The organism is Aliiglaciecola sp. SL4, assembly GCF_041538045.1.
In the GTDB taxonomy this organism is placed as follows: domain Bacteria; phylum Pseudomonadota; class Gammaproteobacteria; order Enterobacterales; family Alteromonadaceae; genus Aliiglaciecola.
This window is the reverse complement of record NZ_JBGOSE010000001.1, coordinates 1-24,712: the sequence shown is the minus strand read 5'-3', so window position 1 is coordinate 24,712 and position 24,712 is coordinate 1. Positions and strand designations below refer to the sequence as shown.

The following is a 24,712-nucleotide window of genomic DNA, read 5'->3' as shown; positions in this document are numbered from 1 at the left end:
AATTAGCCTTTGAGCTTGGGGAAAAACACGATCATTTCGTTTCCACCTGCTCTCCTGTCATACCAAAACGCCTTTGACGTTCGGAATAATCATTTACAGCAAGCTGAAATGCCTGCTCATCAAAATCTGGCCAAAGGGTATCAGTAAAATAAAGTTCAGCATAAGCACATTGCCACATTAAAAAATTACTGATCCTGTGTTCACCACCAGTACGAATGAGCAAATCAAGTTCAGGTTGATCAGCTAAAGACATAAACTGGTTAAAATCAGCTTCTTCAGCATTGTTTACATTCAAACCTTGATCTGCGGCTTGTTTAGCAAATGCTTTAGCGGCATTTAAAATATCCCAACGGCCACCGTAATTGGCTGCAATATTGAGAGTTAATGCACTATTATGCTCTGTGAGTTTTTCGGCCTTTCTAATTTTTTCAACAAGTTTGTTATCGAAGCGTGATGTGTCACCGATCACTTTTAATCGAACATCGTTTTTATTTAGCTTTTTGGCTTCGCTATTTAGCACAAAATTGAATAAATCCATTAATACACCCACCTCTTCTGCGGGCCGATTCCAATTTTCACTGCTAAATGCAAACAAGGTAAGTGACTCTATGTCATTTTGACGGGCAAAACGAACGGCAGATCGCACAGACTCAACACCGGCTTTGTGGCCGAAAGTGCGGATCTTACCTTTCTTTTTTGCCCAACGGCCGTTGCCATCCATAATAATGGCAACGTGTTTTGGGGTATTTAGATTACTCATAAGGGAATAGGAATTAACCTTAAAGGTTATATTTCCATCAACTCTTTTTCTTTATCTTGCAAAGCGCCGTCGATGGTTTTTACAAATTCGTCGGTTAATTTTTGAATTAACTCTTCACCTCTGCGGCCGTCATCTTCACTTAATTCTTTTTCTTTCACCAACTCTTTAAGATCAGCGTTAGCATCGCGGCGAATATTACGTAAAGCAATACGCCCCTGCTCAGCTTCGTTTCTAACTACTTTGATTAGGTCTTTACGACGCTCTTCTGTTAACGGTGGTAAAGGAATTCGAATAGCAGCTCCTGAACTCATTGGATTTAATCCAAGGTCAGATTGCATAATCGCTTTTTCCACAGCCGCAGCTGCACTTTTATCAAATACCGTTAAGGCTAGTGTTCTTGCATCTTCGGCAAAAATATTAGCTAATTGTTTAAGTGGTGTATCGGCACCGTAATATGGCACCATAATGCTATCTAAGAGCGCTGGATGAGCGCGACCAGTTCTAATTTTACTTAACTGGCTTTTCAGTGCACTGATGCTTTTTTCCATGCGTTGTTTTGCATCATCATGAATTTCATTTATCACTGCAATCTCCCTAATTCTTATAATTCTAATCGTTTTTTTAGATCGTTGTTATTGATTATCTGTGCCTTGATGGGAAATTGTTGTCCCTTCATCTTCACCTAAAACAACACGACGTAAAACGCCTGGTTTGTTCATATTGTAGACGCGAATAGGCAAGCTATGGTCGCGAGCCAAGGTAAAGGCAGCTAAGTCCATGACTTTTAATTCTTTTTCTAAAACTTCTTGATAACTTACGTTTTTAAGTAATACGGCTTCTGGATTCGTCACTGGGTCATCATTGTATACCCCGTCGACCTTAGTACCTTTAAGTACAGCATCCGCCTCTATTTCTATTCCTCGTAAGCAGGCCGCTGAATCAGTGGTAAAAAATGGATTACCTGTGCCAGCAGAAAAAATTACTACACGCCCAGATTTTAAAAGGCTAATGGCCTCAGTCCAGTTGTATGCATCACACACACCGTTAAGTGGAATGGCTGACATTAAACGGGCATTTACAAATGCTCGATGGAGAGCATCACGCATGGCTAAACCGTTCATTACTGTGGCCAACATACCCATGTGGTCACCTACGACTCGATTCATCCCAGCTTTCGCTAACCCTTCACCGCGAAATAAATTTCCACCGCCAATTACTAATCCTACTTGCACACCCATTTCAACTAATTCTTTGATTTCTTGGGCCATTCTATCTAGAACTTTGGCGTCGATACCGAATCCTTCGTCACCCATAAGGGCTTCACCACTTAACTTTAGCAGAATTCTTCGATATGCAGATTTTGGTGCGATACTCATTTATTGGCAATTCCTTAGTCAATTGGATAAGGGGTGCAAACCCGCTAAATTTATCCGCGTAAATAGTACATATAAAAAGGCACCTCATATTGAGGTGCCGATAGTTTATATGACATTGGCTTTTCGCAAAAGCGAAAGGCTCAATTATTTCTTCGCCGCTTCCATTTGCGCTGCTACTTCAGCTGCAAAATCTTCTTCTTTCTTCTCGATACCTTCACCAACTTCGAAGCGTACGAAGTTGATAACGTCAGCACCTTTAGATTTCAAAAGTTGGCCAACAGTGTTTGAAGGATCTTTAACGAAAGGCTGACCAGTCAAGCTAACTTCGCCAGTGAATTTCTTCATGCGACCGATAACCATTTTTTCAGCGATTTCAGCAGGCTTGCCAGATTGCATAGCGATTTCAAGCTGAATTTCTTTTTCTTTCGCTACAACTTCAGCTGGAACATCTTCAGGTTTAACAAACTGAGGACTAGCCGCTGCAATGTGCATCGCGATGTCTTTTGCCAAATCTTCGTCACCGCCATTTAAAATAGCGATTACGCCGATACGACCACCGTGCACGTATGCACCAAGGTTGTCGCCTTCAACAGAAATAACACGACGAGGAGAAATATTTTCGCCAATTTTTGCTACTAGAGTGTCACGTGTATCAGAAACAGTAACGCCATCGATTTCGCTGTTATTAAGCGTATCCATGTCGTTGATTTTATTTGCAGAAGCAACATCAACTAATTTGTTAGCAAAGGCTAAGAAACCATCATCGCGAGCAACGAAGTCAGTTTCACTGTTGATTTCCATCATAGTTGCTACACCATTAGCAACTTTAGTCATGATCACGCCTTCGGCTGCAATACGGCCAGCTTTTTTAGCGGCTTTTGCTTGACCAGATTTACGCATATTTTCAATTGCTAGCTCGACATCACCGTCGGTTTCTACCAATGCTTTTTTACAATCCAACATGCCTGCGCCGGTGCGCTCGCGAAGTTCTTTTACTAGGGCTGCTGTCACTGCCATTTTGGTTTCCTCAGCATTTATAAATGGTTCTTAACTTAAGAAACAGGGGCCGTAAATAATTACCGCCCCTGATGAGATGTTTGTCATTTTACTGCACTTACGTCACAGAAAGATGACACGTTCACGACAAGCAAGTCGTGACGTTTTAATTACTCAGCTGCTTCAACGAAATCGTCTTTCTCAGCTTGTACTTCAAGGTTTTGTTCGCGACCTTGGCTTACAGCGTCAGCTGCAGCGTTCAAGTACAATTGAACAGCACGAATTGCATCGTCGTTACCAGGAATGATGTAATCAACACCATCTGGGTTAGAGTTAGTATCAACTACTGAAATAACAGGGATACCCAAGTTACGTGCTTCAGTGATTGCAATGTGCTCATGATCAGCATCAACAACGAACAAACAGTCAGGAAGACCACCCATGTCTTTGATACCACCTAAGCTGCTTTCTAGCTTAGTCATTTCGCGTTGAAGCATTAATACTTCTTTTTTGGTCAACTTTTCGAAAGTGCCGTCTTGAGACTGTTGCTCTAGCTCTTTCAAACGCTTGATTGATTGACGTACTGTTTTCCAGTTAGTCAACATTCCACCTAACCAACGCTTGTTAACGTAGAATTGGTCACATTTCTGTGCTGCTTCTTTAACTGCATCGCTAGCTGCGCGTTTAGTACCTACAAAAAGAACTTTACCTTTTTTAGCAGAAACACCGCTAATGTAGTTCAATGCTTCATTGAACAAAGGTACTGTTTTTTCAAGGTTGATGATATGAACTTTGTTACGAGCACCAAAGATGAAAGGTTTCATTTTTGGGTTCCAGTAACGAGTCTGGTGACCGAAGTGCACGCCCGCCTGGAGCATGTCACGCATAGATACGTTTGCCATTATTAATTTCCTCAAATTGGGGTTAGGCCTCCATACATCCCATCTATCGATCCGTTCAGGCGGCAAACCCGAAACAGACACCCCGACAAATGTGTCGATGTATGTGTGTTATTAGTTAATTTCGCATTAATTCATAGCCTAAAATCACGCTATTGAATTTGCGGTGCGCTTTATACCATGCTACACCCTGTCACGCAAGTAAAAAGCGATAGGCGGGCCATGGAAAACAACATAAATAAACTAAACCTGCATTTCCTCTACTCATCTATACATTTTTGAGCTGAAAAGATACAATTCAACCCATTATTGCAATGAGTTATTTTTTTAGGACGCAAAATTGACAATCACGATTAAAACACCAGATGAAATTGAAAAGATGCGTGTGGCAGGCAGATTGGCCGCTGACGTATTACAGATGATTGGCCCCTATGTTAAAAAGGGCGTAACAACTAATGAACTCAATCAAATCTGTCATGATTATATTGTCAATGAACAGCAATGTATTCCTGCACCTTTAAATTATGGGCATCCCCCTTTCCCTAAATCTATTTGTACGTCAGTTAACCATGTTATTTGTCACGGCATTCCTTCGGACAAAAAACTAAAAGACGGCGATTCCATCAATATTGATGTCACCGTTATTAAAGATGGTTACCACGGCGATACTTCAAAAATGTTTGTTGTAGGTAAGCCTAGTATTTTGGCTGAGCGATTAATTAGAGTGACTCAAGAGTGCTTATATAAAGGTATTGAACTGGTCAAACCCGGCGCTCGTTTAGGCGATATTGGCCACGTAATTCAGCAATATGCCGAGAAACATAATTACTCCATCGTGCGCGAATATTGTGGTCATGGTATTGGAGCTAACTTCCATGAGGAACCACAAGTGGTTCATTATGGACGACCGAATACGGGTGTTGAGTTGCAAGAAGGCATGTGCTTAACCATTGAACCTATGGTAAATGCAGGCAAACGTTATTCAAAAATATTACCCGATCAATGGACTGTGGTAACGAAAGATCGCAGTTTAAGTGCCCAGTGGGAACATACCTTATTGGTTACTAAAAACGGGGTAGAAATTCTGACTCTTAGAGACGACGAGACCATTGAACGAGTGATAAGTCATTAATTCAGAGTATTTTTTACTTATTATTAATGATTATGACTAACGTAAATTAGTTATTTGCTATACAACTTAGGTTAATGGACACTTTGTTTTACAGATTGAAATTTTTTAGTCTGTTTATATTTGGCGTACAGTCGTCTTATCCAGCTTTTTGAGGTACTAACATTGTCATTAGATCAGCTTATTGAAAACATTCAGAAAATCACTGATATTAATGACATTAGCAGCTTCAAAAAGTGCGTTACAGATAGCGTAGAATGGTTGACTCAGGAATTCACTAAAGTTCCTGTGGATCAGTTAGTTCATGAGAGAGCTGTTTTCATCGATGCATTACTGTTGCGAGCGTGGAGATTAGTAGATTTAGATCATCAAAAAGGATTAGCCCTAGTTGCCGTTGGCGGATATGGTCGAGGCCAACTACAGCCTCATTCTGATGTAGATCTGTTAATTTTAAGCGATAAAACCATCAATGCTAAACTCCAGGAAAAGATCAGTATCTTCATCACCTTCTTGTGGGATATCAAATTAGATGTAGGTCAGTCCGTTCGCACAATCAAAGAAACCTTCAATTTAGCCAAAGCAGACACCACCATCGCTACAAATTTAGTGGAATCAAGATTATTAATAGGTAGTGAATCTAGCTTTGACGAACTGCAAAAAAAGATAAAAGGCAAAGGGTATTGGTCCAGCAAAGACTTTTTCACGGCTAAATATGAAGAACAAATAGAACGCCACAGAAAATTCAACGATACCTCTTATAACCTTGAACCAAACGTCAAAGAAAACCCAGGCTGTTTGCGGGACATCCAGTCCATTGGTTGGGTAGCTAAACAACATTTTAACGTTTGGAATGGCCATGAATTGGTTGAACACGGTTATTTCACTGAAAGAGAATGGGCAGAGTTAATAGAGTCTCGCTCTCACCTTTGGCAAATACGCTTTGCATTGCATTTAATTTCCGGCCGCAGCGAAAACCGCTTATTGTTCGATTATCAGACTGATGTAGCTGAACGACTTGGATATGGTGAAGGAAAACAAGCAGTAGAGAGAATGATGAAATCCTTCTTTCGAACCGTACGCCGCGTGTCTGAACTTAATGGTATGTTACTGCAATATTTTAAGCAGGATATTCTAGAATTAAAAGTTAAAAACCATCGCATTATCGATGATAACTTTGAATTATTAGATGGATTAATTAGCCCCCTTCAAGACGATGTTTTTACCGCTCCTGAAGATATTCTTTCATTCTTATTACTCATTGCTAACACCCCAGATTGCACAGGTCTACACTCAAGTTGTTTACGCCAACTTCGTAATGCACGTAGAAAATTAAATGGTCAATACTACTGTGAAATCCCTAAATGTCGTGAGTTGTTTATGCAGCTTATGCGACACCCTAACTTTTTTGGTTTAGGCTGGGATTTAATGCATAAACACGGCATCCTGCAAGCATATTTGCCCCAATGGGACAACATCGTGGGCATGATGCAATTTGACCTATTCCATGCTTACACGGTAGATGAACATACCCATAGATTAGTTAAACATGTTTACAGCTATCACAGTGACGAAAACCGAGATTTTCCCCGCTGTAAAAAGATTGTTAGAGAAACAGATAAACCAGAATTATTATATTTAGCTGCTATTTTCCATGATATTGGAAAAGGTAGAAATGGCGATCATTCAGTTTTAGGTGCGGCAGATGTAGTCACCTTTTGCCAATCCCACGGCATCGATGGCGATGATGCTGAACTAATTAGATGGTTAGTAGAAAATCACTTGCTGATGTCTGTGGTTGCCCAACGCAGAGATATATATGACCCAGAAATTATTGGTGATTTTGCCCGAGCCGTTAAGAGCCAAAATCATTTAGAACACTTATACGCCTTAACTCTAGCGGATATACGAGCTACTAATAATAATCTTTGGAATGATTGGAAAGCATCATTAATCAGAGAATTGTATTTGTTAACCCAAAAAGCCTTAGATAACGGCCTTCAGTGCGGCATAACCTTACTTGAAAGAGTTAATAAACATCAAGTAGAAGCCAGAGAGATGTTGAACAAACAAGGGGTGACTGGCACACAAATAGACCAATTTTGGCATCGCTTAAGTAATGACTATTTTGCGAGATTCAGCCCGATCCAATTGGCATGGCATGCAACAGAAGTAGCAAAAGCGGAAAGCAAAGACGAGAATAACCTCACTATAGCGCTAAATGATTCCACAGCAAAAGCTGGCACTGAGCTATTAGTTTATGGTAAAAACCGTCCCGCACTTTTTGCACAAATTGCCTCGGTGTTAGATAGCCGAAATTGTTCGATACACGATGCACAAATTACCATTACCGACGATGATTATGTTTTCGATAGCTTTATTTTGTTAGAACAAGATGGCTCTCGCATATCCTCCCCTAGCCGTTTGAAAAGCTTAGTGGAAGCGATAGAAGACCAACTTGCTAAACCTGGCAGAGAACATAACAACAGGCGTAAAATGTCGCGTCGGATGAAACAATTGGACGTTGCTACTAAAGTTCGCTTTTACCAAAGTAACAGCGACGTCACTATGGTGGAGTTAGAAGCATTAGATGCGCCTGGCTTACTCGCCAAAGTAGGCCACTTATTTGTCGAGCTAAACTTAACCTTACACGTGGCAAAAATTTCGACCATTGGTGAGCGGGCAGAAGATTTGTTTATTATTGCCAATGAACAAGAGCAAGCCCTCACCACTGAGCAACAAGTTCAACTTAAAAAACGATTAACCCATTTATTAGATCAACCCTCAACTAGCGGTGAAGCATGTCAGAGTTAAAAAACCAAATAGAAGCAGCGTTTGAAAATAGAGCTTCGATTACAGCAGCGTCTGTAGATGACGCAACCAAGCAAGCGGTCATTAGTGCCATAGATTTATTGAATTCTGGTGAAGCCAGAGTTGCAGAAAAGATAGGCGGAGAATGGGTTGTTCACCAGTGGCTGAAAAAAGCGGTGCTATTATATTTTCGCATCAATGATAACGATGTTATGGAAGGCGCAGAAAGTCGCTTCTTCGATAAAGTACCATTGAAATATACCGACTATACAAAAGCACAATTTGAAGCCGAAGGTGTACGTATTGTTCCACCAGCAGCGGTAAGAACCGGTTCTTTCGTAGGCAAAAACGTAGTTGTTATGCCTTCATATGTAAACATAGGCGCTTTTGTTGACGAAGGCACTATGGTTGACACTTGGGCTACTGTTGGTTCTTGTGCACAAATCGGTAAAAACGTGCATTTGTCGGGCGGCGTTGGAATCGGCGGTGTTTTAGAGCCGTTACAAGCCAACCCAACCATCATTGAAGACAATTGTTTTATCGGCGCACGTTCAGAAATTGTTGAAGGTGTGGTGGTTGAAGAAGGCAGTGTTATTTCCATGGGTGTATACATCGGCCAAAGCACGCGTATCTATGATCGCGAAACTGGCGAAGTCCACTATGGCCGCGTTCCAGCAGGTTCAGTTGTAGTATCGGGTAGCCTACCAAGCAAAGATGGCAAATATAGCCTCTACGCTGCCGTAATCGTCAAAAAAGTTGATGCACAAACACGCTCAAAAGTCGGCATCAACGCACTTCTACGCGCGGCAGAATAGCCTACTCACAACCCATAACGGGTTGTAAAAAAACACAAACCAACCCTGTAAATTAATTCTTTTTTACAGGGTTTTTTATATTCCCCAACACAGCTGTGTTCAGCAGATTCCTTAACTAGACACCCATGTTTAATTACATGGACACCCACCATAAACTACTTAAACCCAATATCGTGGACAGGCATGTTTTAACTACGTGGACAGGCTCACTTTTCTTAACTAGACACCCATGATAATTACATGGACACCCACCATATATTGCTTGAACCCAATAACGTGGACAGGCAATAACGTGGACAGGCATGTTTTAACTACGTGGACAGGCACACTTTTCTTAACTAGACACCCATGTTTAATTCCATGGACACCCATGAAAAGGGGGCGATGAAATTTGCGTTGAGGAAATTAGTTTTGCTTAGAGGTTGCGATGAGTTTGTCTAGCTCTTGCCACAATTCATCACACAAACCTTGGCGGTAAGCAGATGTGCGAAATACATCGTGTTCGCGGCAATACATACTAAACATTTTCGAATTTTGGTCTTTCACACTGGTTTTTACATTTGACAGGCGGTCACACACTTTTACGATTAGCGCCAACTCTGTTTCGCCAGTCACTTTTGCCATTTTTTGGTAGGTTTTCTTTTTGCGCTCTTGTCGAGTTGCGCCTTTTTCGTCGGTTACAACGGCCACACAATCAGCAACTAATTTGCCAAACTGATATTCAATATCCTCAATCGTAGCAGAGGTATCTTCCACAACATCGTGGAGGTAAGCGATCACTTCGGCATCTTTTCCAAATGCCTTTGCTTTAGCGGCTACATCATCCAAATGATAGGAATAAGGATGTTTTCCATACTTTTGGTCAGCATGTAATTTTACTGCAAACTCCCTGGCTTTCACTTGCTCCTTGGCCATTAAAACGTTCTCCCGTTAAAGGTTAGGAATGTAACAGCGATGGATTTAGGAATGCCCCTAAAGCCCGTTAAAAATTAGTATAAAGCTATTTTCCGTCAAAAAGATAGCCCTGATAAAAAGGGCTACTTTTTGTAGGACAGAGTGGTTTTGCTAGATGGAAAAGTAAGGATACGACTGCAAGAAGTCATTTAACCTTGCCGTTATCCTTGTTGAGCTTTTCAACAGATAGATGTTGATTGAATTTTTAAGCCGTTAGTTTAGGCAAAAGACTTTCAACCCAAGGCACCACTTCTAATTCCGGTTCTAAGGTTTCAATGGCATCAACAATAAAAAGATCGGCAACGGGTTGTCCTTGAAGCTCAAGAAGTACTTCAAATATTTGTTTGCCAGCACCACAAAAACTATCGCTGTAACTACTATCGCCAAGGCCTACTACTGCAAAAGGTTTTTGGTCCATCAATGGCATAGTGTCTTTCATGTCCATGATTAAAAATTCTAAATTCGGAGGTACGTCCCCTTGTCCCGTTGTTGAGCTAATAAAAAGAACCGATTTGGTTTGTTTAAAGTTATCCAAGGTACCATCAATAAAGAGTTCTACACTGTGTCCCTTTTCGGCAATCATTTCCTCAACTTGCTCTGCAACATGTTGAGCGTTACCGTATACAGAGCCCACAAAAATTCCCACATCTACCATCGTAAAACGTTCCTTAGATTGTTTAACTAGCGGTTGGGCCAGTTAGTTGTTTTAGTTCATCGAGGCCAAGGCCCCATTGTTCAATTAACGCTGACATTCTTATATCAAATTGACAACGAATTTTCAGCGTATTTTGTGTGATTGGATGACTAAAAGTCATTTCACTGCAGGTTAGCCCTAATCCAACAAGGCCACAATGATCCCGTATAAATGCATTTTGTTTGCCGTCTCCATGTGTGGTATCCCCTACGATTGGATGCCGGATATGCGCCATGTGTCTTCGCAACTGATGTTTACGACCGGTCAATGGATGCAATTTAACAAGTGAGTAGCGAGCGGTCTGATAACGACCTACAGCAAAAGGTAACTCAAATTGCTGCAAACATTCGTAGTCAGTCACCGCGTCTTGAGCGGGTTTATCTTGACGTGCCTTTTTATCAGCAATTTTATCCAGTTTCTCTTTCAAGGGATAATCAATTCTGCCGCTATCAGGGCAATAACCACGAACAATTGCGAAGTAAGTTTTAGCAATATGTTTGTTAGTGAATTGCTCGGTTAAGGCTCTAGCCACCTCAGACGATAAAGCAAATATCAATACACCTGAGGTGGGTTTATCGAGGCGGTGAACAGGAAAAACATGCTGTCCCAACTGATCACGCAGAATTTGCATTGCAAACTGGGTTTCATGACGATCGATCATACTGCGATGAACTAATAAACCAGCGGGTTTATCGATTGCGACTACATATTCATCTTGATATAAAATGGTTAACGTCATGACTTGGGGTTACCTGCATTAAATAATAAATCGATTTCATTGATAGCTTTATATACCAACGGATAATCCTCTTCCCGCAACGAGTTTTGTACCGCGGGTAAAATCACCATTGAGTTAGGCAACGCCAAACCCAGGTTAGTTAATTCTGTCATCTTGGGAATAAACACAAACTGTAGCCATTGTTCAATGCTCAGAGTGTCAAAGGCAAAAGGGAGTTCACTTTTTAATGCATCTTGCGAAGGAGCTTGAGCCGCCCACAATTTTTCCTTTCGCATTACAACTTCCAAATTGTTTAGCCGGTTTAGTATTTCAGTACGGGAGATTGTCATGACACTTTATTTATTTTTACCTTAGACGGGTGTTCATTTTGAGATGGTTATTTATCTGTGATTTCTTTTTAATCACCACACAAAAAGATATACTCTGCCACTTCACATTTAGCACACTCAACATATTACCCTAAACTGATTATGAGCAAGCACGAAATTTCTTCTATTAGTGAATTTTTACTCCACGCAGGTACTGATTATCGCGTGTTCGATATGGGTCGTACCATTCGAGAAATTCCAAGCCAAGAATTCTTAGAACAAGAAAATGGCCAAATTAAACCCGCTTTCACCAGAGCACAACATGGGTGGTTTGGCATTGTCTTTTGGGATAAAACTCGCTCCGAACAACAATATATTTGGTTTGTGAAGCTTCCTACTGATGAAAATGGTTTTATCGTCTCTGCCTGCCGCAATCACTTTTTACAGATCATTGTTGATGCTTTAGGTGCGGAATTAGAAAACGCAGATAAAAAGAATGGGCAACTTCCTGAAAACCCTTACTCTTTTGTGCCAAATCAAAATCAAATTGCTGATTTTAACAGCAAAAGTAAAAAGGTTTTAAGCTTAGGGCAATCCCAATACTTTGACGCAGCCAAAGCTTATATTCAATCACCCATGGTAATTGATTGGCAGAGTATTGCACTACAAGGGTTAAGCGATTTAGTGGCAGAGATAGACTCAGCGGAAATACACAACGCCATTTGCCGCCACTTTTCACAGTTTCCAGAACAAGTGCAGTATCAGCTACTTATTAGCATGGAAAATTACCCTTTACCGGATGCCTGCGTGCAAACCATAGTGACTTGGTTAAACCAACATCCAGAAGATGAAGTGAAATGGCAGCATGGTTTACGAGCCTTGTCCCAAACCAGTGACTCAGAAAAGGTAATAGCGATCCTGAATCAAACCTTACAAAGCCAGTTGTCGAATAAACACAATATATTAGTGATTATTTCAGGTCGCCTTTGGCATCACCTAGCCACACCAGAGTTATTACTTAACTTTTTCGAAAAAGTGGCTGAAGCTGATGCTAATTTCGATTTATTTATGGGGATTTTCCAAGACTTAGTGCAGTTGCCAGATTTACGTGAGCAAGTATTATCGATGTTGCGCAACCCCAATAAATCGAACAATTTATCTGCCGCCGTTGGCCATTTATTTTCAGCTCATCAACGCCAGGACTCGTGAATGAATTTTAACCTTACCGATATACTGGTTCTTTTTATTATTGCCGCAATTGTATTTCAGTTTTGGCGAATTCGTGGCATATCAGAACAAGCGAAAGTGTATTTGGAAAAGTATTCTGAAGCTAACGGCCTGCAATTAATCAGTATTGCCCGCAGCAAAACCAAAGTGATTTTTCACAAAGCCAAACTAGATTGGTACACAGAATTTTCCTTTGAATTTTCCAGCACCGGCGAAGAGCGTTATTTAGGGTTACTTAAAATGCGCGGGAATAGCATCCAAGGTGTCGATTTACCTGCCTATAGAATAAATTGAATATCCAAACTTCTATTCTACATTCATTTTTAGCTCAAAGCTTTTTAGGCCAACACTCACCCCGTTAATGAGCACCTCTAACTTATGAACGCCTGGGTAATAGCGCCGAGTAGTGATTGCTTTAAAAGGATGCGATTTGGTGAGTAGCAATGGCTGTCCATGTTCTAGGGTGATAGTTTTCCACTTGAAGACTTTTGCTGTTAACTCGCCATTGGCTTTCAAATGATGGATAGCAAAGTCCACCATTAACAGCTGTTTTTTCTTAGAACTTGCTTCTATCTGTAACGAAAATGGCAGTTTTGAACCAAAATCAACCACTTCTTCTTCAATATTTAATATCACATTCTTTAATTGCGCAGGAAAGTAGCCAAAAATCTGCAACGCTTTAGGGTTCCCCTGTTTGAGTAAGGTTCTGCCTGCATGACGTAACAATTTTTTGCGCTCAGGACTCGCCCCTTTTCCCCATAGTTGTAGCGTATCGGCCACTAAGTCTGGGTGATCCTTGGCGATATCATTTAAATTATTCGCCACAGAACGACGCACATACTCTTCGTTGTCGTCTTTTAACTTTTCTAGCAGTTCAATAATGGGCTGCGGGTTCTGAATATAAATTGGTAACTGCATGCCCCATGGCAAACGTGGGCGGCAACCTTCAGATGCTAAGCGTCTTACATGGTGGTTGTCATCGTCACACCACTTGAGCATGGTACTGAGGGTCTTTTGTGGGTTGCTTAACAAGAAGTGACGTATGCCAAACTCTGCAGTAAATCGTTGAGTAAAGGCGTGGAACAAGTTCATTGCAGTATTAAAGTCATCTTGCCCATACACCCCAACATATTCAGCCATGGGCATAATTGCCCAGCCGTTTAAACCTAATGACAGGTCAGCATGTTGCGATAAATCACTGTTGTGCTCAGCGGCCAGGCTTTTTAACATGATGTCTGCGGCAAGGTTAAAATTATCAGGTAAGCAATGTTTCATTGCCTGCATAATTTGCGCTGAACGTTGTTTCAGCTCCAAGTTCTCTAAATTTTTTGACGCAATCTCGATAAAAATCTCAATATCAAAACCCTCACCACAACTGGCATTAGCATGGCTGGAAAAATGCTTGGCCATATGGCTAATAACATCATGGTTAAAAAGATTTTTAAGAGGTTCAGGCATGATTATTCCAAGCTAAATAGTTAAATTAGCGGTTGATGATTATCCACCATTATTTTATGTAAGGCTTCTCTAAACCAACTCAGGGCCGAGTCTTCTTCGGTGTTTTGATGCCAATACATATGCGTTGAAATAAGCGGCATATCGAAAGGCACCGCCACCGAGATTAATTTTTTATCTAATAAATGAGCGCCTAATGAACTGGGTAAGGTCAATAAAAACGGCGACCCTTTCAAAACTTCTTTTGCTGCATAGTAGTTTTGACAGCGCACCGACACCTTGCGGGTAAAGCCCTGCTCTTGCAGCATAAAATCTTCTAACACCGCCCCAGTTGGACGATGGGAAACACTAATATGTTCTGCTGCAAAATACTGCTCTTGGGTGATTGGCTGTTTTGATGAATTGGCGTTTTTCAGCAACGGATGTTGCCTGTCCATTAAAATCATAAATTTATCATTGCGCACGTTTTCATGACGAATAGGCGGTTTAAGAGGCATGGCAATATCAAATGCCAAATCAAACTGCCCTGAGGTTAATCCCTTAGCAAGTTGATTTCGCTCTACTTTCACACTTGCAAAGGTGATATTCGGCGCTTTCTCAAACAGTATCTTAGCAATGCTTGGCAAAATGGTGGGCTCAAGGGCATCGTGCATAGCAATGCGAAAGTGGTTTTTGCTAGTTAGGGGATCAAACTCGCCCCACTGTTGTAAAATTTGTCGAAGGCGACTCAGATTATCGATAATCAGAGGTGCCATGCGTTTACAAGCTGGGGTTGGCACCATCTTATTTTTGCTGCGCTCAAACAATGGATCTTGTAGACAATCCCTTAGTCGTTTTACCGCATGGCTCACCGCAGAAGGGGTGATATTCAGCCGCTCAGCGGTTCTTGTCATATTTTGTTCCAGATATAGACTCTCAAATACTTTTAATAAATTTAAATCTAATCTTTGAATTTGTTTTATTTCCGCCACAACTCACCATGAATTAAATTCACACAACTAATTAAGTATATTTCATTTCATTCAAATGGCAACAGTGTTTATGCTAGTCAGCAAGTTAATTATTCGGAGACGATTATGCATTTCGAGCACAGTCAAAAAGCACAAGATTACCTTTCTCGCCTAAAAACCTTTATGCAAGAAAATGTTTACCCCATTGAAAGTAAAATCTACGCTGAAATGGAAGAAATGAATCCCGGTGGTGACTGGAATAACTGGACACTGCATCCTGATGTAGAACGCTTGAAAGTAAAAGCCCGCGAACAGGGACTGTGGAATTTATTTTTGCCCGACGACAAGCTCGGCAAAGGGCTAAGTTGTTTAGAATACGCACCTTTGGCCGAAGAAATGGGTCGCGTTCCTTTCTCCCCTGAAATTTTTAACTGTAATGCGCCAGACACAGGCAATATGGAAGTGCTTTACCACTTTGGTTCAGAAGCGCAAAAACAACAATGGTTAACGCCCTTATTAGCTGGCGAAATCCGCTCTGTTTTTGGCATGACCGAACCCGAAGTCGCCTCCTCAGATGCAACTAATATGGCAGCCACAATAGAACTAGATGGTGACGAAGTCGTAATCAATGGCAAAAAGTGGTGGAGTACAGGGCTAGGCCACCCTAACGCCAAAGTTACCGTTTTTATGGGATTATCTAACCCCGAAAATGACCGACATGCACAACATAGCATGGTGCTAGTCCCCCTCGACAGCGAAGGTATTGAAATTAAACGTATGTTAACCGCCTATGGTGATTATGATGCCCCTTACGGCCATGGTGAAATGCACTTTACTAATGTACGTGTGCCTAAAGAAAACATCATTATGGGTCTGGGTAAAGGCTTTGCTATTGCTCAAGGACGACTTGGCCCAGGCCGTATTCACCACTGTATGCGCGCTATCGGTATGGCAGAAAAAGCCCTTGAATTAGCTATTTTACGTGGACAGGCACGTGAAGCATTCGGCAAACCAATCATAAAATTGGGAGGTAATCAGGAACGTGTTGCTGAAGCTCGCATGGCGATAGATCAAGCTCGACTACTGACCTTAAGTGCCGCCTGGAAAATTGATGCTGTCGGTGTTAAAAATGCCATGACAGAAATTTCGGCGATCAAAGTGGTTGTGCCAAGAATGTTGCAAAATGTGGTAGACATGGCTATCCAGTTCCATGGTGGAGCTGGAATGTGTAGTGACTTCCCTCTTGCACGATTTGCCGCAGCAGCTCGCTCTTTGCGACTAGCCGATGGTCCAGATGAAGTTCATCAGGGTATGGTCACCCGTATTGAGCTGAAAAAGTATTTAAATAAATAAGTGCAATTGCCGTAACGCGGTTAATACGCTAAGCCAATACAATCAATAATAAGCTTGATGAGCCCCATCAAGCTTATTTAACGACGATAACAACAACTGAATAGGAAAAACTTTGACGGCTATTTATTTGATTCGGCATGGCCAAGCATCTTTTGGCCAACAAAATTACGATAAACTGTCCGATATAGGGCACCAGCAAGCTAAGGTATTAGGCGGTGCGTTGCAAAGTCGGATAGGTAGTTTCGATAAAGTATTTTTAGGCAGTATGCTACGGCATAAACAGACCTTACAAAATTGTTTATCTGGTATGGATTCACAGCTAGACGAGGCGCACTGGAATATTGATGCCAGTTGGAATGAATACGATCATAACGACATCATTGCCCAAATGGGGCCAGAGTTCGCTGATGCCCCCTCGGTTAAAGGGTGGATATTAAAACATGATCACCCCAAACAGGCTTTTGAAAAATTGTTTAACGATGCCATGGATCGCTGGATGTCTGGTCAGCACTGTGAGCAATATGTGGAATCTTGGGATTGCTACCAGAAACGTGTCATCAGAGCCTTAAACAATGTGTCTAAAAACGCAAATGGCGCGAAAAAAGTAGCGGTTTTTACCTCTGGTGGGCCTATATCTGTGGTCAGCCAGTATTTGTTAGGGGTGCCGGCAGAAAAAGTTATGCAGGTAAATTGGACCCTAGTTAATTGCGGTATAACCAAATTAGTGAATACTCCCTCTAGAGTATTTTTATCTACCTTGAACGAACACAGCCATTTCGAAGGTGAAAATAGAGCATTGATCACCTATAAGTAACCCTTAAACCTAAACAAGTGTAGTCTAACAATGAACAGAAAAAACATATTAATTACCGGTGCCAGCTCTGGTCTAGGTAAAGGCATGGCCATCGAGTTTGCCAAAATGAACAGAAACCTAGCCTTGTGTGCTCGCCGTATTGAGCGCTTGGAAGAGTTAAAACAAGAACTACTCAGCATCAATCCGAATATTAAGGTGTCAATTAAATCTTTAGACGTGGACAACCATGATCAAGTATTCGAAGTATTTGACCAATTCCATCAAGAATTTGGCCAGATCGACAGAGTAATTGTAAATGCGGGCATGGGAAAAGGTGCGCCTATTGGTACAGGATATTTTTACGCCAATAAGCAGACAGCCATCACCAACTTTGTTTCAGCAATTGCCCAGTGTGAAGCCGCTATGGCCATATTCCGACAACAAAATGCTGGACACTTAGTCACAATTTCGTCTATCAGTGCCATTCGTGGCGCACGCAGAGCCATGAATGTTTATGCTGCCACAAAAGCAGGCTTAAGCTCCCTCACGGAAGGCATGAGAATTGATGTATTAGACACACCCATTAAAGTATCCACAGTGCATCCTGGTTTTATCAAAAGTGAAATTAACGAAAAAGTTAAAAAAGTTCCCTTTATTGTAGATACAGAAACAGGCTGTAAAGCCATGGTTAAGGCCATCGAAAAAGAAGGCGCAAACAGCTACGTGCCGGCATGGCCTTGGGTGGTCTTTCGACCCATTTTGAGCATAGTCCCCCTGAGCTGGCTAAAGAAAATGAGTTAAACAGCATATAAACAGAGCAAGTTAAGGCTTGCTCTGCTATCTACCTTTCGCAAACATTTCCCCTATGCGGCTCTAATACTCACATTAAATATCGCGCCACTAGCCTAAAAAAAAGATGCACTAGCCACTTTGCTTTGTGCATCCTCCTAAAACCACTCGAACTAAGCAAATTTCATTGATCAAGGTCATTATTTGCTCGTTTAGCAGTATTAACCTTATTTATTTTATGGTTATATTATCTACCTAAAGCTAACACCTGTTTACAAAGGCGGGATTTAAATTGAGCTAAGTTGGATAACACACCGTTAGGGAAATAGGACGAAATGAAATACAAAGATTATGACGTACTTATTGTTGGAGGTGGTGGAGCGGGATTACGAGCCAGCATTGCAGCTGCCGAGCAGGCACAAAAAAACGGCTGTGATTTACGTATTGGTTTAGTATCCAAAGTGTATCCTATGCGCTCCCACACAGTGGCGGCAGAAGGCGGTGCAGCAGCAGTAACCCGTGACGACGATAGTTTTGACGCCCACATTGAAGACACAGTTGCAGGGGGTGACTGGTTAGCCGAGCAAGCGGTCGTCGATTATTTTGTGCGCCACGCCCATCAAGAATTAGTGCAAATGGAACATTGGGGCTGCCCTTGGAGCCGCAAAAAAGATGGTTCCGTGCAAGTCCGTCGGTTTGGCGGCATGAAAATAGAACGCACTTGGTTTGCCGCAGATAAAACCGGTTTTCATTTGTTACATACGCTGTTTCAAACCTCCTTGCGTTATGGTCAGATCCAGCGTCTTGATGAATTTTTTGTACTCGACTTAGTGGTAAACGAAGAGCGAATCGCAGGCATTGTCGCCTTAGAAATTGCCACCGGTGAGTTACATCTCATTCGCGCCAAATCGGTTATTTTAGCCACAGGTGGTGCAGGCAGACTATTTCGCTTCAACACCAACGGTGGCATTGTTACCGGTGATGGTATGGCGCTAGCTTATCGACACGGCGTAGCGCTGCGAGACATGGAATTTGTGCAGTATCATCCCACTGGCCTACCGGGTTCTGGCATTTTAATCACCGAAGCCTCTCGAGGGGAAGGTGGTTTAATGCTAAATAAACAGGGCTATCGTTACCTGCAAGATTACGGCTTAGGCCCAGAAACGCCCATTGGCGAGCCGAAAAACAAATACATGGAGTTGGGCCCTAGAGATAAATTGTCTCAAGCGTTTTGGCACGAACAGCAAGCAGGACGGACAGGCCGTTATGGCGACAGTGATGTTGTCTATTTAGATTTACGCCATTTAGGAAAAGCCTATTTAAATGAACGTCTTCCCTTTATTTGTGAGTTAGCCAAATCCTATGTCAACGTGGATCCAGTTAAACAGCCTATTCCAGTGCGTCCGGCGGTGCATTACACCATGGGCGGGATCACCACCAATACCCAGTGTGAAACGACCATTAAAGGCCTGTTTGCCGTTGGTGAATGTGCTTCAGTGGGTTTACATGGCGCCAACCGATTGGGGTCCAATTCACTCAGTGAGTTGTTGGTATTTGGTCGTTTAGCCGGTGTACAAGCGGCAGATTTTAGTCAACAACAAGCACTCACCCCAGCGGCGACCTTAGAAGCTCAATTTCATCTTCAACAACAACGCATCAACGACTTACGTAACCAGCAAGGTTCAGAAAGCTGGGTAGCCATTAAACGAGAGTTAGTGAAAAGCATGGAAGAAGGCTGCGGAATATATCGCGATCAAGCAGGCATGCAGCAAACCCTCACTACCCTGCGGGCGCTAAAAGCTCGCTACCAACAAATAGGCATTAGTGATAAAAGCCTCGGCTATAACACGGAATTATTACAATGCATTGAAGTGGGTTTTGGCATAGATGTGGCCGAAGCAACCTGCTTGGCCGCACTACAACGCCGTGAATCCAGAGGTGCCCACCAGCGCCTTGAATCCAGAGGTGCCCACCAGCGCCTTGATGAAGGCTGCACCACCCGTGACGATGAGCACTTTTTACAACATAGTTTGGTGCACTACCAAGCCAATAATGATGCACAGCTAGCTTGGCAACCAGTTGACACTTCACTGTTGCCACCAGCAACACGGGCATACGGTGACGCAGGTAAGGAGGTCAAAAATGAAAACCATTAATATCAGTCGTTATTTGCCAGAAACCTCAGAAACGCCTTTTGTGCAGCAATTTGATATTCCCTGTGATGACAGCACCTCGGTACTCGGCGCACTGAATTATATTAAAGAAGAGTTAGATCCCTCTTTGAGTTATCGCTGGTCTTGCAGAATGGCAATTTGTGGTTCATGCGGCCTTATGGTCAATGGTATCCCGAAACTAGGCTGTAAAACCTTTTTGCGTAACTACCCCGACACTATATTCCTCGAACCTTTAGCCCACTTCCCCGTAGAGCGGGATTTAATTGTGGATATGGATGCGTTTTTAACTCATCTTGAAGCGGTAAAACCCTATTTGATCAGTGATGAGAAAAACATCACAGAAACACATAAACAAACCCCTGCACAAATGGCGAAATACCAACAATTTTCCGACTGTATAAACTGCGGACTTTGTTATTCTGCTTGCCCGCAGTTTGGCTTAAACCCTGAATTTTTAGGCCCGGCAGCTATCACCCTAGCCCATCGTTACAACTTGGATAACCGTGATCACGGCAAAGCCCAACGCATGCCGTTGTTGAATACCGAAGAAGGCGCGTGGAGCTGCACTTTTGTGGGATTTTGCTCAAAAGTCTGCCCGAAGAATGTAGATCCCGCTGCGGCAGTTAATCAATCTAAAGTTGAATCCGCTAAAGACATGATTATCGAATTATTTAAGGGGAATTTATGACTTATCACACAAGCCTGTCTCGCACCTGGTGGTTAAAACACAATGCCTTTAAAGCCTATATGTTGCGAGAAGCGACGGTATTGCCCCTCACATTTTTTATCTTGTGTTTAGTCTCTGGCATTTTCAGTTTATGGCAAGGTGAAAGTCATTGGCTCAACTGGCAAGCCGCCATGGCTCAACCTTGGGTGTTGGTCATCAACCTAATCGCCCTAATGGCCAGTCTATTTCACGCATGGACCTTTTTTGTGTTGTTTCCCAGAGTGATGCCAATTCGAATTGGGGAAATTACAGTGCCAGCCAATCTGCTCGTAGCAGGACAATGGGCCGGCGTATTCTCAGTGATCATCTTATTTTTCTGGTTATTTTGGGGGAACTTATGAATTCGCTAACAACACAAAACAGCGATAAGACTGCTACGAAACCCCAGCGCAGTATTGAACCGGTTTGGTGGGCATTATTCAGCGCTGGCGGCGTGTGTTTTGCGGTTTTTATTCCCGCCGCCGTGTTATTTTTAGGTTTACTGCAACCCTTGGGATTGATGGAGTTTAGCTATGCCCAAGCCCACAATTGGTTTTTTAGTTTTTGGGGGCTGATGTTCAGTGGCGCTTTTATTATTCTGCCCACATTTCATGCTGCCCACCGTATTCGCCATGGTTTACACGACTTAAAGGTACAACACCATGGGCTAGTCAAACTGATATGTTATGGACTCGCCGCAGTGATCAGTTTGCTAACCTTAGGCATTTGGTTAGCGGGTATTATCAGCTAAGCAAATGGCTTTTATCCTAGGGTTATACGCCTATGCCAGAGATAATATTTTCTAAGATTAACATCAGCAAAAACAGCAAACTGAAACGCCGAGTATATTGAAAAGCATTGGGCGCAAACCACAACGGCCAAACTTCTTTACGAAAGCCCTCTGGCATCTCTGTGGGCCGTTCCTTATTGAACACTTTAAGTGTTTGAATAAGCGTGGGTAAGGTGACTAATAAAATTAAAATACTAAAACCAATGTAGCCGTTTACATAAATGTAGGCGGCCAAAACATACTGAGATAACAGCATAACTTGTACCGCTTTTCGCGAATTACTGGCACCAAGCAACACCGGTAGGGAATAAATCCCTTTGCTCTTATCCATCTCAATTTTATCGATATGTTTACCAAAAATAACCGCTGTGGGTGCCAAAGCGTATAAAGTACCAATTAACATAGCAGCGTTACTCCATTGTCCGCTGCTAACATAATAAGCTCCGCCGACCATTAATGGCCCCCACACAACTAAAACTGACACCTCGCCTAGGGCAAGTTTCTTCAACGGCCAGGTGTAAAACAACACAAAAAATGCCCCAGCTAACATTAACCACAACACTTCAATACCGCGGATGTAAATGATACTGGCGCCACATATAATCGCTAAGCCCCCTGTTGCGACTATATACTTCATCAACTGTGATTTAGTGAGCAATCCGCTTTCCAGAACATGGGTACCGTATTGGGTGCGGAAGTAATTTCCTTTATCTACCCCTCTTGCCGAGTCGGTATAATCATTCAGCAAGTTATTGGTGGCATGGGCTAACACCAAACCGATGATGCACAAAGCCGCAAGGCTTAAATCGACACTAGCGGTACTTAACGCCAGTAATATGCCAATAATAGCCGAGGTAAAACTCATGATCGTGACTGAAAAGCGACTCGCCACCAGCCATTTAGTCAAAATATTTAAACTATCCCAAGATGCTTTATCGATCTGGGGCACAGTCTTAAGTGCATGAATCCATATGGCCTGTGACATTGTCACCTCTTCTATGTTGTGAGCTCAAAAAATTGACGTAGTGCAGTGAATGTATAATTAAAAACCGAAAAGCACGCGTACTCCACGGCCCTTAAAACTTCTCTTTGAGTATCTAAAGTTTACGCCCAAAAAACAACTCTAAAAATTGATCAACGCAGCACTCGCTGAAATAAAGCGACCGCCTGTTGATACATTTGCAAGGCTAAAGCACCGTCGTAACGCTCTCCTTCATCTCGCATAAATGCATGTACACCATTCACTTCACACCATTGATAATTAATGCCCGTTGCCAGGCATTGCTGATAAACAGTTAATCTACCCTCTTTAGGCACATGGGGATCTTGTTTACCCCACACAAAATGAATCTCCCCTTGAATATCGGCCATTCTGGCTAAGCTTTGTTGCTCTGGCGCTGCACTCAAAGCGTTATTGTGGATATCTGTTGCATATAAACAAAAAGCACCTTTAATGGCAGGGTTAAGGGCCGCCCGGTAAGCCAAGTGCCCACCAATACAGACCCCCATAGCTCCCACTTCACCTGAACAATAAGAAGCAGAATTCACAAAATCCAGCATGGCCACAGTATCGGTGTCATGGTCAATTAAGGGCTTTTGGCTCTTATCTGCATTACCTTTATCTTTGCCAACATCGTCGTAGGCTAAAACGGTGCCAAGGGCATTAAGCTCATGAAAAATTTCAGGAACAATCACCACAAAACCATGGCAAGCCATGATGGCGGCAGAGCGACTAATGGGCGCAGTTTGCTGAAAAATTTCAGAATAAAAAATAATGGACGGATAAACGCCCTCATCCACAGGGCGATAAATATAACAACGCATTGGTCCTGTGGCGGTATTTAAATCGATGGTGTCTTTTTGAATTTGCATGAATGATTACAACCTTATTTTTAGCCCAATTGGTTTAGTTGCCTTGATGGCCAGTTTGTTTACATAGCCTATATAAGCGGCTTTTAATTTTACTGCCAACTAACCAAAGCTGAGCCCTTAAATACATCAAGAAAGAATGGATTTAGCTCTCTAAAATCTGTATCAGATTTATGTTGCTCTTGTGCCTTACCTTTAAATCATTCTAACTCTGAACTTCTGCAATATACAGTTCTTCGCTTAATAATCAGGACAGGTTTGATAGTAACCTGCGGGGTTAGATCCCTTGAAATATCGTAAGCCAGACTTGAATGAATAAGCCATACCTTGATCAGCCCAATTCGATTAACAGAACTAAATCAATTCTGGTCGTCGCAAGTTTGCCATTTATAGTCTTTCAACCATATAGAAAATCAACGTCGCCTCTCCATCGAATAATGTCATTGTACACAGACTTAACTTCAACACCGTAACCATGCAAGATTACGGATAATTGCCGTATTTTCAAAGGAGGGAGGACGGATATCCGAAAAAACCTATATGTTGTAATAAGTTACACTCTGTGATTAGAATAGGTTAATTTGTATACGGTAAAAGTCCGTGTTTAAACACGGGCTTTTGCGACTTATTAATACTGTTAGCTGCCCTGAGGAAGATTGTGCATTTAGATAAAATGGAAGTTAAGGAGCTTTTACAACTACAAGCATCAATTACAAATGAGCTTAAAGGTCGCGGAGTTGTAAGAACTCAAAATAATCCTCTAGGTGATTATACTGAATGGCTTGTTGCAAAAGCTCTAGGTTTAGAGCTTGAGGCAAATTCCAAGGCCGGATATGACGGGATCAGTGAAACTGGAGTCAAGATCCAAATAAAAGGGCGTAGAGTCACTCCCAAAAATAATTCCAGACAACTTAGCGCAATTCGCAAATACAAAGAAAAAGACTTCGACGAATTGGCAGCGGTAATATATGACGAAAAATTTGATGTTCTCGAGGCATGGCTAATCCCTCATGGTGTAGTAGGTGAGTACGCTTCATATAGGGAGCATGTAAATGCACATATTTTAGTGCTAAAGGGGGCAATTCTTACTGACCCAAGAATTAGGTGTCTAAAACATGCCTTATGCAG

General features: G+C 42.1%; 26 protein-coding genes. 13 read left to right on the top strand and 13 right to left on the bottom strand.

Annotated features, from left to right (window positions below; genetic code table 11):
* Positions 1–31: 31 nt before the first annotated feature.
* The 5 genes from uppS to rpsB form a co-directional block, all read right to left on the bottom strand.
* Positions 32–760: a polyprenyl diphosphate synthase gene (gene uppS / locus AB6T38_RS00130; RefSeq protein ID WP_372545246.1), complete on the bottom strand. Its 729-nt coding sequence runs from the start codon at positions 758–760 to the stop codon at positions 32–34.
* A 26-nt stretch (positions 761–786) separates the two neighbouring features.
* Positions 787–1,344 carry a ribosome recycling factor gene (frr, locus tag AB6T38_RS00125; protein WP_372545245.1) on the bottom strand — a complete coding sequence of 186 codons (558 nt, stop codon included), beginning with the start codon at positions 1,342–1,344 and terminating at the stop codon, positions 787–789.
* Between the two features lie 48 nt (positions 1,345–1,392).
* Positions 1,393–2,136: a UMP kinase gene (gene pyrH / locus AB6T38_RS00120; protein WP_303474457.1), complete on the bottom strand. Its 744-nt coding sequence runs from the start codon at positions 2,134–2,136 to the stop codon at positions 1,393–1,395.
* 144 nt (positions 2,137–2,280) lie between these two features.
* Positions 2,281–3,153 carry a translation elongation factor Ts gene (gene tsf / locus AB6T38_RS00115; RefSeq protein WP_372545244.1) on the bottom strand — a complete coding sequence of 291 codons (873 nt, stop codon included), beginning with the start codon at positions 3,151–3,153 and terminating at the stop codon, positions 2,281–2,283.
* A 149-nt stretch (positions 3,154–3,302) separates the two neighbouring features.
* Positions 3,303–4,034, bottom strand: coding sequence for a 30S ribosomal protein S2 (rpsB, locus tag AB6T38_RS00110; RefSeq protein WP_372545243.1), 732 nt, complete (start codon positions 4,032–4,034; stop codon positions 3,303–3,305).
* Positions 4,035–4,371: 337 nt separating this feature from the next.
* On the opposite strand from rpsB, the gene map reads away from it, so the two are divergent.
* The 3 genes from map (at position 4,372) to dapD (ending at position 8,783) form a co-directional block, all read left to right on the top strand.
* Entirely contained in the window at positions 4,372–5,163 is a 792-nt protein-coding gene (gene map, locus AB6T38_RS00105) for a type I methionyl aminopeptidase (protein ID WP_372545241.1), read from the top strand.
* 162 nt (positions 5,164–5,325) lie between these two features.
* Positions 5,326–7,971 carry a [protein-PII] uridylyltransferase gene (gene glnD, locus AB6T38_RS00100; protein ID WP_372545240.1) on the top strand — a complete coding sequence of 882 codons (2,646 nt, stop codon included), beginning with the start codon at positions 5,326–5,328 and terminating at the stop codon, positions 7,969–7,971.
* Entirely contained in the window at positions 7,959–8,783 is an 825-nt protein-coding gene (gene dapD, locus AB6T38_RS00095) for a 2,3,4,5-tetrahydropyridine-2,6-dicarboxylate N-succinyltransferase (protein ID WP_348492535.1), read from the top strand. The genes glnD and dapD overlap by 13 nt, the downstream gene beginning before the upstream one ends.
* A 405-nt stretch (positions 8,784–9,188) precedes the next feature.
* Here dapD and AB6T38_RS00090 read toward each other — a convergent pair whose 3' ends face one another.
* The 4 genes from AB6T38_RS00090 to AB6T38_RS00075 all read right to left on the bottom strand — a co-directional run bounded on the left by AB6T38_RS00090 (position 9,189) and on the right by AB6T38_RS00075 (position 11,499).
* Entirely contained in the window at positions 9,189–9,698 is a 510-nt protein-coding gene (locus AB6T38_RS00090; protein WP_372545238.1) for an HD domain-containing protein, read from the bottom strand.
* A 244-nt stretch (positions 9,699–9,942) separates the two neighbouring features.
* Positions 9,943–10,392: a flavodoxin domain-containing protein gene (locus AB6T38_RS00085; protein ID WP_372545236.1), complete on the bottom strand. Its 450-nt coding sequence runs from the start codon at positions 10,390–10,392 to the stop codon at positions 9,943–9,945.
* A 22-nt stretch (positions 10,393–10,414) separates the two neighbouring features.
* The gene (gene truC, locus AB6T38_RS00080; RefSeq protein ID WP_372545235.1) at positions 10,415–11,170 is read right to left on the bottom strand and encodes a tRNA pseudouridine(65) synthase TruC; all 756 of its coding nucleotides are present in this window, start codon (positions 11,168–11,170) and stop codon (positions 10,415–10,417) included.
* Positions 11,167–11,499: a YqcC family protein gene (locus tag AB6T38_RS00075; RefSeq protein ID WP_372545233.1), complete on the bottom strand. Its 333-nt coding sequence runs from the start codon at positions 11,497–11,499 to the stop codon at positions 11,167–11,169. The genes truC and AB6T38_RS00075 overlap by 4 nt, the downstream gene beginning before the upstream one ends.
* A 141-nt stretch (positions 11,500–11,640) precedes the next feature.
* Between AB6T38_RS00075 and AB6T38_RS00070 the strand changes: the two genes are divergently transcribed.
* Together AB6T38_RS00070 and AB6T38_RS00065 are read left to right on the top strand one after the other, a co-directional pair.
* The gene (locus tag AB6T38_RS00070; protein WP_372545232.1) at positions 11,641–12,687 is read left to right on the top strand and encodes a DUF3549 family protein; all 1,047 of its coding nucleotides are present in this window, start codon (positions 11,641–11,643) and stop codon (positions 12,685–12,687) included.
* On the top strand, positions 12,688–12,999 hold the full coding sequence (locus AB6T38_RS00065) for a DUF3301 domain-containing protein (protein ID WP_372545231.1): 312 nt from the start codon (positions 12,688–12,690) through the stop codon (positions 12,997–12,999).
* Between the two features lie 12 nt (positions 13,000–13,011).
* Here AB6T38_RS00065 and AB6T38_RS00060 read toward each other — a convergent pair whose 3' ends face one another.
* Both AB6T38_RS00060 and AB6T38_RS00055 read right to left on the bottom strand, forming a co-directional pair.
* On the bottom strand, positions 13,012–14,163 hold the full coding sequence (locus tag AB6T38_RS00060; protein WP_372545229.1) for a DNA alkylation repair protein: 1,152 nt from the start codon (positions 14,161–14,163) through the stop codon (positions 13,012–13,014).
* A gap of 20 nt (positions 14,164–14,183) precedes the next feature.
* The gene (locus tag AB6T38_RS00055) at positions 14,184–15,131 is read right to left on the bottom strand and encodes a LysR family transcriptional regulator (RefSeq protein WP_372545227.1); all 948 of its coding nucleotides are present in this window, start codon (positions 15,129–15,131) and stop codon (positions 14,184–14,186) included.
* Between the two features lie 105 nt (positions 15,132–15,236).
* Between AB6T38_RS00055 and AB6T38_RS00050 the strand changes: the two genes are divergently transcribed.
* From AB6T38_RS00050 to frdD, 7 genes are all read left to right on the top strand, one after another.
* Complete coding sequence (locus AB6T38_RS00050) at positions 15,237–16,463, top strand: acyl-CoA dehydrogenase family protein (RefSeq protein ID WP_372545226.1); 1,227 nt, start codon at positions 15,237–15,239, stop codon at positions 16,461–16,463.
* A 112-nt stretch (positions 16,464–16,575) separates the two neighbouring features.
* Complete coding sequence (locus tag AB6T38_RS00045; protein ID WP_372545225.1) at positions 16,576–17,277, top strand: histidine phosphatase family protein; 702 nt, start codon at positions 16,576–16,578, stop codon at positions 17,275–17,277.
* 30 nt (positions 17,278–17,307) lie between these two features.
* Complete coding sequence (locus AB6T38_RS00040; RefSeq protein WP_372545224.1) at positions 17,308–18,057, top strand: SDR family oxidoreductase; 750 nt, start codon at positions 17,308–17,310, stop codon at positions 18,055–18,057.
* Between the two features lie 323 nt (positions 18,058–18,380).
* Positions 18,381–20,201 carry a fumarate reductase (quinol) flavoprotein subunit gene (gene frdA, locus AB6T38_RS00035; protein WP_372545223.1) on the top strand — a complete coding sequence of 607 codons (1,821 nt, stop codon included), beginning with the start codon at positions 18,381–18,383 and terminating at the stop codon, positions 20,199–20,201.
* Entirely contained in the window at positions 20,188–20,907 is a 720-nt protein-coding gene (locus AB6T38_RS00030; protein WP_372545221.1) for a succinate dehydrogenase/fumarate reductase iron-sulfur subunit, read from the top strand. Before frdA ends, AB6T38_RS00030 begins: the two co-directional genes overlap by 14 nt.
* The gene (locus AB6T38_RS00025; RefSeq protein WP_372545220.1) at positions 20,904–21,287 is read left to right on the top strand and encodes a fumarate reductase subunit C; all 384 of its coding nucleotides are present in this window, start codon (positions 20,904–20,906) and stop codon (positions 21,285–21,287) included. Before AB6T38_RS00030 ends, AB6T38_RS00025 begins: the two co-directional genes overlap by 4 nt.
* Positions 21,284–21,676, top strand: a complete 393-nt coding sequence (gene frdD / locus AB6T38_RS00020) for a fumarate reductase subunit FrdD (protein WP_372545219.1) — start codon at positions 21,284–21,286, stop codon at positions 21,674–21,676. Before AB6T38_RS00025 ends, frdD begins: the two co-directional genes overlap by 4 nt.
* A 22-nt stretch (positions 21,677–21,698) precedes the next feature.
* On the opposite strand, the gene AB6T38_RS00015 is transcribed toward frdD, so the two are convergent.
* Entirely contained in the window at positions 21,699–22,700 is a 1,002-nt protein-coding gene (locus AB6T38_RS00015) for a prenyltransferase (protein ID WP_372545217.1), read from the bottom strand.
* 149 nt (positions 22,701–22,849) lie between these two features.
* Complete coding sequence (locus tag AB6T38_RS00010; RefSeq protein ID WP_348492554.1) at positions 22,850–23,587, bottom strand: dienelactone hydrolase family protein; 738 nt, start codon at positions 23,585–23,587, stop codon at positions 22,850–22,852.
* Between the two features lie 655 nt (positions 23,588–24,242).
* Here AB6T38_RS00010 and AB6T38_RS00005 point away from each other — a divergent pair.
* On the top strand, positions 24,243–24,712 hold a 470-nt coding region (locus tag AB6T38_RS00005), incomplete at its 3' end, for a hypothetical protein (RefSeq protein WP_372545216.1).

Bases quoted from the DNA above. Each gene is read 5' to 3' on its own strand.
- uppS (WP_372545246.1), bottom strand. From the start codon at position 760: ATGAGTAATCTAAATACCCCAAAACACGTTGCCATTATTATGGATGGC.
- pyrH (WP_303474457.1), bottom strand. From the start codon at position 2,136: ATGAGTATCGCACCAAAATCTGCATATCGAAGAATTCTGCTAAAGTTA.
- tsf (WP_372545244.1), bottom strand. From the start codon at position 3,153: ATGGCAGTGACAGCAGCCCTAGTAAAAGAACTTCGCGAGCGCACCGGC.
- rpsB (WP_372545243.1), bottom strand. From the start codon at position 4,034: ATGGCAAACGTATCTATGCGTGACATGCTCCAGGCGGGCGTGCACTTC.
- dapD (WP_348492535.1), top strand. From the start codon at position 7,959: ATGTCAGAGTTAAAAAACCAAATAGAAGCAGCGTTTGAAAATAGAGCT.
- AB6T38_RS00090 (WP_372545238.1), bottom strand. From the start codon at position 9,698: ATGGCCAAGGAGCAAGTGAAAGCCAGGGAGTTTGCAGTAAAATTACAT.
- AB6T38_RS00085 (WP_372545236.1), bottom strand. From the start codon at position 10,392: ATGGTAGATGTGGGAATTTTTGTGGGCTCTGTATACGGTAACGCTCAA.
- truC (WP_372545235.1), bottom strand. From the start codon at position 11,170: ATGACGTTAACCATTTTATATCAAGATGAATATGTAGTCGCAATCGAT.
- AB6T38_RS00075 (WP_372545233.1), bottom strand. From the start codon at position 11,499: ATGACAATCTCCCGTACTGAAATACTAAACCGGCTAAACAATTTGGAA.
- AB6T38_RS00070 (WP_372545232.1), top strand. From the start codon at position 11,641: ATGAGCAAGCACGAAATTTCTTCTATTAGTGAATTTTTACTCCACGCA.
- AB6T38_RS00065 (WP_372545231.1), top strand. From the start codon at position 12,688: ATGAATTTTAACCTTACCGATATACTGGTTCTTTTTATTATTGCCGCA.
- AB6T38_RS00060 (WP_372545229.1), bottom strand. From the start codon at position 14,163: ATGCCTGAACCTCTTAAAAATCTTTTTAACCATGATGTTATTAGCCAT.
- AB6T38_RS00050 (WP_372545226.1), top strand. From the start codon at position 15,237: ATGCATTTCGAGCACAGTCAAAAAGCACAAGATTACCTTTCTCGCCTA.
- AB6T38_RS00040 (WP_372545224.1), top strand. From the start codon at position 17,308: ATGAACAGAAAAAACATATTAATTACCGGTGCCAGCTCTGGTCTAGGT.
- frdA (WP_372545223.1), top strand. From the start codon at position 18,381: ATGAAATACAAAGATTATGACGTACTTATTGTTGGAGGTGGTGGAGCG.
- AB6T38_RS00030 (WP_372545221.1), top strand. From the start codon at position 20,188: ATGAAAACCATTAATATCAGTCGTTATTTGCCAGAAACCTCAGAAACG.
- AB6T38_RS00025 (WP_372545220.1), top strand. From the start codon at position 20,904: ATGACTTATCACACAAGCCTGTCTCGCACCTGGTGGTTAAAACACAAT.
- frdD (WP_372545219.1), top strand. From the start codon at position 21,284: ATGAATTCGCTAACAACACAAAACAGCGATAAGACTGCTACGAAACCC.
- AB6T38_RS00015 (WP_372545217.1), bottom strand. From the start codon at position 22,700: ATGTCACAGGCCATATGGATTCATGCACTTAAGACTGTGCCCCAGATC.
- AB6T38_RS00010 (WP_348492554.1), bottom strand. From the start codon at position 23,587: ATGCAAATTCAAAAAGACACCATCGATTTAAATACCGCCACAGGACCA.